Origin of the sequence: Flavobacterium sp., from assembly GCF_044348915.1 — a bacterium.
In the GTDB taxonomy this organism is placed as follows: Bacteria; Bacteroidota; Bacteroidia; order Flavobacteriales; family Flavobacteriaceae; genus Flavobacterium.
On the sequence record NZ_JBIKRX010000101.1, the window covers coordinates 1 to 8,468 of the forward strand.

Here is an 8,468-nt window from a genome sequence, read left to right on the forward strand (position 1 = left end):
TCTGCATCTTCCTTAAATCGCTTGTTAAATGTTATTGAATTCACACCTATAAATTTCTCCCTTGTACTCATTTGACAAAGGTAATACTATTTTCGTTTTTGGGCGGCCTAAACGCCTATACCTACAAATTTAATTCTAAATCTTACATTGCTATTGTTGTCGAAATTAATATCGGCAGCACTAAGATTAATCGTTTTTGCTGTCCAGCCATTGCTATTACCCGTCCAGCCATTTACATCAGTGCCTAAAGAATTTACTTCGGTATCGGTATAAAAACCTGTCCCTAAGGTACCTAGTAAACCCCAACTTCCTCCACCGTCTGTAGAGTATTCTACATTTGCTCCATCCCAGTACCCTTCGGTGTTGAACCAGACATTAAAAGTTAAAATTAAGTTGGTATAATTAGTAAGGTTTACCACTGGACTCGTTATACTCGATATCGTATTGCTGTTGTACACATTACTACCGGTGTATAAATTTGTATAAATATAATTACCAGTTGCACCTGTAGCATGAGTTGCGGTAGTGCCATTTGTCCAACCTCCTGTTCCAGAACCTGTAGAGGCAGATATCCAAGCGTTATTTCCTGTTCCGTTGCTATAATCGGCATTGAAGACTGTCGTTTGTGCAAAAGTTAATGTTCCAATTAATATAAAAAGAAGTGACAGTAAAGTTTTCGTAAAAAGTGTATTTTTTTTCATGACTTTGGGGCAAAAGGATGAATAGTTGCTTTTTTGTTATTTTGATTTTGTCAACATTAAGTTTAGCATCAGAATAAAATTCGATTATTAAACTCATTTGCAAGCCAAACATAATAAAATATTTCAATAATTAACGTTAAAATACACAAAAAGACGATAAAATACACAAATTATATATTATTGTAGGAATAAAATGATTTTTATTTGTTTAAAAATTTGAGTAATGAATACAATAAAAGAAATCCCTGCTCAATATTTTGGGCAGGGATTTTTTTTTAGAAATTAACGAATTTTTTTCTTTACTTTTTTGCCATAATTTTGATCACTGAACTTATCTATAGATTTTTGCTCACGAATTTGAATTGAGTGTATCTCCTTCGTTTTTAATTGCAAATTTTATCGGTTTGATAAATAGCTGCAAGTCATCGATAACTATTTCGAATATAGGGAGTATATTTTTTTGATTAATCATCAAGTACAATTACTTTTTTACTAATATCACCGATTGATGTTTTTAGTTTGGTTATATACACTCCTGAACGTACAGTTTTAATTGGGATTTTGATGTTTTGTTGATCTTGATTTTCAATTTTCCAGGTAGATATCGATTGCCCCTGAATAGAATAAAGAGTTACTTTTTCAACGGTTGAATCATTTGATTTGTTTTTAATTTCAAGAGAATTTCCATTTTGAATGTAGAAGATTTGAATAGTATCAGTTATTAAATTTTGCTCTACTTTAAGTGTTTTGTCTTTGAATCGTAAAGAAAATCGAGTGTCATTTATACCAATCGGAAGAACCACTTTAAACATTTCCGTTCTTAGATTATGATAAGTATCGGTTTGATTATCATAAATATAAATACCTTGTTCGGAATCGAAATTTTCTGTAGCATCAAGAGTAAAGGAAACTTCTCCTGCTATGTTGGTTCTTACACCAATAGGGAAGCAGGCCTCTACATCGAAGAATCCAACACCTTGAATAACCAGCTGGTTTTCTCCTACTAAAAAGTACATATCGTTCGGATAATCGTCTATACACAAAGCATCATAACCATAATCCATGCCGCTTGTTGCTTTTTCATTCATAAATCCCAATAATACTTGTCTATGATACTGATTGTTTGAATTGAAACCCAAACGGATTTTCTTGTAAGTTTCTTTTACCAATGAATTTTTTGCATCGATTTTTGTGCTCTGAGTTTGATTATTTGCTACAGTTTTGAATAGTATGTTTGACAAACCGGTTTCGTCTTCTTTATAGAAAGCTCTTTGATTATTATTAAAAACAACAGTTCCGCCAAAACCTGTTTTTCCAGTTACAAAAAATCCTTGTCCCACAGGTATATATTGGTTTGGCGCTCCTTTTGAAGGTATTCCTAATCCACTTATATAATCTACATCAATAGCACTAGGAATGCATCCAGAAGCAACACCACCTATTAAGTTTAGTGTAGCATATCCGCCTTGATATTCTCTCAAAACGTGAGTGCTATTAGTGGTGTAATGTTCCCAGAAATATAATGTTCCATCGATTGAAGTAGCATTGTCATTTATAAATGCAACTGCATCTAGTGCTGATGGATATGGATTTCCTGTTAATAGCAATTGTTCAGGCAAGACATTATTTGAGTTGATTAAACCATTATTTGGTTTTCCTACAAAAGTATAATTTTGTGTTGTTGCGGATGTACATACTTTACTTGTAGTTCCCTGTGCAATTCTGCTTGATTCAGATGGAGGATTTTCACTTCCTTTCAGAGTAAAACCAAGTCCCACTCGAATTGGAGTTGTTTCTACTATTTTCTTCCAGTTGGCATAAGCATTAACATAGTTATCAAAGGTGTATAACCAGTATCTTGCTAAGCTTATTGGTGAAGTAGATGCTCCATCATAGCCTGCTATCCAATTTATATTTTGTGGTGTTGATGTAGTTCCATCTTTCATAATGCCTGCAACTGAATAATTAGTGTTATTGGCGGTATTATTTATTGGATTTACAGGCGAACACCAATAGTTGTAGTTGTATTTATTTGCTTGCCCTTGTTGGTCTCGTTCTATTGAGCCAGAACTAGTAGGGTCTAAATCACTATTGGTAGTTTGAAGTAATTGTGATTTTCCAACTAAGTCAATCTTTCCGTCTAGTTTTAGATAACTGGAAACTTCTATTTTTGAGTCATTGTTAGCACTTAATGTATTACTTGTTACTAATAATCCCAAAACTGTTTTATTACCATTGGAACTAATATTGTGTGTTGTTTTAACTATATTCCAATCTATTTTTGTTCCGCTATCTATTCCAAAACTATATGGAACATCCCAAACATCGTGATGAGTCCAAGTAGCATCTGTTTCCCATGTACCATTGCTTCCAGAAGTGTAAGGTATTGGTGCTGTTTCGGGCTGCGGAGTGTAAATATTGATTATTTTACCATCGATTGAAGAAGTCGCTTTATCTAACAAATAACCATTATCCACATCGGTTGAGCCATTCATTTGGTAATAGCCCATTAAATTTTCCCAAGTTAATCCGCTAATGTTTTTTGGGACAATTGCTCCTTTAACATTGCTACCATCTGCTACAATTTCTTGATTCATCATTTGACGAATTTGATTTATTGTTAATTCAGTATTCCAAATGCGAAGTTCATCCATCCAACCATTAAAATAATGAAACGGACTGACATTGTTTTGATCCATTGCTCCGACAATGAAATTCACGTTGTTTGAGCTTGGATTAGGTCCTGAAATTGGTCCTGCAACTAAAATACCGTCTATGTATAAATTGTAATTTGAACCAGAAAATGTTACTGCAATGTGGTACCATCTGTTACTATCAATTGGATGGGTTGAGGTTATAGCGTTTCCGTTGTTCCAATTAAATGACAACATATTGTTTACTAATCTCAAGTCATAGCCATCTGTTGAACTTGTATTGAGACGTTTTGCAATAATGGTTTGGGTATTGCCATTAGTAGCATTCGATTTTATCCAAACTTCTATGCTAAAAGAGCCACTGTTTAAGTTAAATTCATTTTTGAAATTAATATGGTCGTCAATTCCGTCAAAATTTACTACATCACAATTCTCAAAAGTAATCAAGACATCGTCTGTTGTGGCACAACTCGTTGTCCATCTTAAGGTGTATGTGCCGAGATTTGGACTATAGAATGTTGAAATTGGACTTGTATCATCTGAAAAAAGCTCACCACCGCCAGATGGTCCGCTTACAATAGACCAAAGCCCGGTTACTTCAGTTGCTGCTAAAGTTGCTAATTCTCCTCCACAAGACGCTGATTGATCAGGTCCAGCCATACTTGATAAGCATGAGCTTGCATCAATCACTACAATAATGGAGCCATCAATGGGTAAATTACAAGAGGTTTCATCATATCCTTGAAAAAAATATCTTGTAAATGGTGATCCTGATATGGCACCTGTACCAGTTATTGTGCCAGTTTCTAAAGATACTTCGGGGCTGCAACCAGCAGTTAATATAATACTGCAATCTGTTGTGACATCTAGGGTGAAGCTAATATCGGCATAAATGTATTCAGGATGGTTTGCAGTTATGGGTAATGTGCCTAAATTCCAAGTAATTGCATTTGCTCCCGAATTATATAAAGGAGCGCTAACTTGGGTAGCACCATTATAGAGATTAGAGGTTATGGTTCCAGCATTGAAAATAGCCGTTGCAGGAATAGGGATGGTGATTATCGTGTTGTTAGTGGCTTCAGTTCCTTCATTAGTAATATCGAGAGAATAATTAATTACTTGTCCAGGCAATGCGTTTAAAACGGGTGGATTAGGAACATTATTGATAGATGTTACGCTTATTAAACCTTTAGGTTCTGGAATATAGGCATCTACTGACATGGCGAATCCAAAAATGGTAAACACATCGGTGGTGGAGCCAAATCTAAAAGTAGTTGAGGTTTGATTGTTGCCTATAACTAAATTTCCAGTATTTGGAACTGTAAACATACTGAAGTCAACTCCTGTATTGTTCACTAAATTGGGATTACTATTAGAAGTTCCGCCAATCGGAACTGGGAATGTAGAAGAATTGAAGAAATTATCAGTTGTATTCCCAGAATGGTTTAATATCAAATAGTTTGTAGGATATACTGCGGGATCCGCATTTAATTTTTGTACTGCAAGGTAATCTCCACTAAGATTTCGATCTCCTTCGGCAGCCATAACACCCAACTTCATGTTTACAGGGCCTGTTCCAACGGTTGTAAATCCTGAAATGTCAATATTTCCATATTCGCCACCACCAGCAAGTTGCCCATTGACATATGCATAGCCATCAAAAAGAGTTACGGCACGACTTTTCATTACAGGATTTTCATAAATTACAACCAAACCCCAACCACCAGAATAACCCGGGTTTTGAGCATAATTTTGGTTTCCGTTATTTCCTTCAATTAGCGCAATATCCGCAACAGTATATGCTCCTGGTCCATGCGTATTTACATAATCAGTAACCTCTTGATATCCTACAAAAATACCGCTATGTGCTGTTCCAGGAAAATTTATGGTTGACGAAGTAGTAATAGTCGTGTATCCAGAAGCGCCTGGCCCCTTAAAAGAAATAGACTTTTTGTCGAAAGTTTTTGCAGCAGAGATTACAATACCTGCTGAACTACTGGTTTGATAATTAGCTGAGTTTAAATCTTTCGATGGACTTCTAGTTAAGCTAGTAAGCGTAAATTGATTGCCCCATGCAGCATTCGACGTGTAGGAGGTTGTAAATTTTGCATTTCCTACATTATTGTAAGTAACAGGAATGTCAGTCAATGCAGCTCCATCAATGCTAAGGGTCACAATAGAAGAACCCGATGTTGCGTTTGTAAAACTAAAAACATAAGTATGGACAGTACCTGTAATTGTGGTAAAAGTATAAATGGGATAATAATTAGCTGAAGTGCCTCCTCTTGAAACAGTAAGTTTAAAATTCGAACTCAAGGCATTCTGATTGTGGGATATTCTTCTAACTGAAGTAAAAGTTGTATTGGTATCGTCTGATTTTCCAGTCCAATAAAGTCCTGCAAAGAGTACGGTAGAGCAATTTTGGGTGGCACTATTTTCACCTCCATTAGAGAGTTCAAGAGTAGCTTTAGAGGAGTTTAAAGTATTGGAATCACCATCGATATCCACAAATCGCATCTCTTTATTTTGGTTATCATAGCTAGTGCCATAAGTCTCGAGGGTTAAGTTAGTGTTGCCAATTAACGTAAAATCACCTTTGACATTATAAATCGTTTGTGATGGCGTAGCTGCAGCAGTTCTTTGTGAAAAAAGCACTTGAGGAGAAGTAACCGTTTGAGCAAATCCAAAAAAGGCAATAAAATGACACCCGAAAATGAGGTAAGTTCTTATTCCAATGTTGGCTATTGTTTTCATTTCTTTTTTGAGGTAAAAAGCATGAAGAATTATTCAGTTTTTCCAATATTTTGGGTTGGTTTTTTTGATTTAATTTTGGCATGTCTTAATTTATAGGCAGTTTAATTGTAATTGATTTGAGCCCTGATTATCTATATTAAATTTACAAAAAATATCTATTCAATTCGGCTAAAAAGCAATTTTAATCGTTGAAATACACAATATAAGTAGTTTTTGTAAGAATAATCAAATGTGTTATAATGTGGTGTATTGTTTTTTTTATCTAAAGGAAGGTGATTTAGATTTATAATGTTTTTGTCGAATTGATATTATTTCGTTAAAAAACTGTCTTTTAGGTTTTTAATTCGAAGTACTGTTTGGAACCCAAAATTGGTTTTTTCTTAGGACTCTTTATTTGTTTTTTGGTTTGCCATTAAATACAAAGAAAATCATCTTATTATTTGAAATAGAATCCAACAAGATTTAATATTTAAATACCATCAAATAAAACAGTTCAAGAAATTCAAAAAAGAATCACTTGAACTGTTATTTCGGCTCTGAAAACGATAAAGGACTAAATTATAGTTCTCAAATTTTTTGTGCTATAACTCAAAATAACCTTTTTTAATCCAGAAAAATAATCGGGAGTGGCTAATTGCTAAAAAAAGTTTAGCATATGTTAGGTTGTAATTTGTGATTTTTTTAATTTGAGTTATTTATACAATATTTTAGAATCCGCTTTTAATTTGCTACCTTTTTGTTAATCAATTTTTTATCATCTAAGGTGATTTTAACTATTAAAATTTGTTTTGCAAATTTTGCACTTTCAATACGAGTTTCATTCGCTTTTACATTTGATTTTTCGAATATAAGGCGACCACTGATGTCGTATAGTTTTACATTGGCAATAGCTGATCCAGCAGATTTGATGTGAATACTTCCTTTATTTTTATATACCAAAACAAGGTTTTTGTCCAGTATCTGAGCATCGACAGCTAAAGTTTTTTGGTATTTCAAGCTGAACCTTGCATTGTCTACAACCGCGCTTGCAGTAAATGTATAGTCAGATGATTTTAAATTCGTTTCTGTACCAGTAAGATTGTCTTTTAGGATAATATCTTGGTTTCCAGAAAACAAGCCTTCGGTATGATCGATGGCAATTTTATAAATACCTGCTGTTGGTGTTTTGAACACTAAAGGAACTTCATCGGTTGGGTCAAAAGGAGGGCGGCTTTGGATTACATATTCTTCATTGTCAAGTAGTGAACTCAAAGCAAAACTACTATCATTGATGTATTTTCCATCAGCTAAATCTACGCCTAAACTAGCCTCGGGATTATAACCTACTGCCATTTGCGAAAATGCACCTGAATCATTCGTAGCGTTCAACCATAGCGTGCTAATTTCCGCTGTGTTTTCTTTTGTTTTAAAGAATTGGTTGGCTGTGTTTGCGGTTCTTTGAGAGTTTTTGAATTGTATAGAGGTGGAAGTACCTGATGCTTCTACAATAAAGCCTTGTCCGGTTTGTATTATTTTAAGTGGATCTACTGCTGCCGAATTCGAATTTGACACATACGTACCTGTAGTAGATGAAGTTCTTGTCCAAGTGCAATAGGCAGAACCCGTTAGTCCATTTGTTTTTCTCCAGAAATATAGAGCTCCTGTAATTTTTGTGTTGTTATCATTTGCAAACTTTTGCATATCAATAGGTGACGGATAAGGATTTCCTACTAAATTGAATCGGAAACCTGCACCTGCATTAACCATTGTAACCGTTTTATCACCATTGTTGGGTACACCTTCAAAATTTCCAGTCCAAGAAGTAGGTGTTGTAGGATGATTATTTGGCATACGAATTAAATATCCTTTTCCTGTTTCAATATTATTTATAGAAGGAATAATGGCATTATACAAATTGGTAGTAGTATTATAAGTGTAAAATCGTGAAGTAGTGGTCATAGTGCAAATTCCAGTGATATTGACCACCCAATTCCAATTTAAAGTGACCACCTGATTCCAATTCAAAATGACCACCTAATTTCGGAGTAAATTGACCACCCCAATTTTTCATTTAAAACTACTTTTTTTCATCTGTTAATTAATACTCAAATATACTCAATAAATTATACCTTGTTTAGACTTTTTTTCTTCCTCATCGATTCTCCTAGTAATTCGATTCTGTGGGATTGATGTATGAGTCTATCCAAAATTGCATCAGCTATGGTTTTTTCACCAATTATATCATACCAACCCTGTACTGGGATTTGTGAGGTAACGATAATTGATCCATTGTTGTGCCTGTCTTCGATGATTTCTAAAAGTGTAATTCTGTTGTGGCTATCGAGTGCTTGGAGTCCAAAATCATCAAGAATAATTACAT

At 34.4% G+C, this 8,468-nt stretch carries 5 protein-coding genes; all 5 read right to left on the minus strand.

Annotated features, from left to right (window positions below; genetic code table 11):
• Positions 1-107: 107 nt before the first annotated feature.
• Entirely contained in the window at positions 108-701 is a 594-nt protein-coding gene (locus ACIQ1E_RS12735) for a hypothetical protein (protein WP_396171685.1), read from the minus strand.
• A 464-nt stretch (positions 702-1,165) separates the two neighbouring features.
• The gene (locus tag ACIQ1E_RS12740) at positions 1,166-6,109 is read right to left on the minus strand and encodes a LamG-like jellyroll fold domain-containing protein (protein ID WP_396171686.1); all 4,944 of its coding nucleotides are present in this window, start codon (positions 6,107-6,109) and stop codon (positions 1,166-1,168) included.
• 720 nt (positions 6,110-6,829) lie between these two features.
• Entirely contained in the window at positions 6,830-8,047 is a 1,218-nt protein-coding gene (locus tag ACIQ1E_RS12745) for a T9SS sorting signal type C domain-containing protein (RefSeq protein ID WP_396171687.1), read from the minus strand.
• Positions 8,016-8,159 (minus strand): hypothetical protein, encoded by a 144-nt coding sequence (locus ACIQ1E_RS12750; RefSeq protein WP_396171688.1) that lies wholly within the window; start codon positions 8,157-8,159, stop codon positions 8,016-8,018. Before ACIQ1E_RS12750 ends, ACIQ1E_RS12745 begins: the two co-directional genes overlap by 32 nt.
• Positions 8,160-8,211: 52 nt before the next feature.
• Positions 8,212-8,468: ATP-binding protein (locus tag ACIQ1E_RS12755; RefSeq protein WP_396171689.1), on the minus strand; the 257-nt coding region annotated here is incomplete at its 5' end.

Excerpts from the sequence above, each read along its gene's own strand:
- ACIQ1E_RS12735 (WP_396171685.1), bottom strand. The coding sequence starts at position 701 with ATGAAAAAAAATACACTTTTTACGAAAACTTTACTGTCACTTCTTTTT.
- ACIQ1E_RS12740 (WP_396171686.1), bottom strand. The coding sequence starts at position 6,109 with ATGAAAACAATAGCCAACATTGGAATAAGAACTTACCTCATTTTCGGG.
- ACIQ1E_RS12745 (WP_396171687.1), bottom strand. The coding sequence starts at position 8,047 with ATGACCACTACTTCACGATTTTACACTTATAATACTACTACCAATTTG.
- ACIQ1E_RS12750 (WP_396171688.1), bottom strand. The coding sequence starts at position 8,159 with ATGAAAAATTGGGGTGGTCAATTTACTCCGAAATTAGGTGGTCATTTT.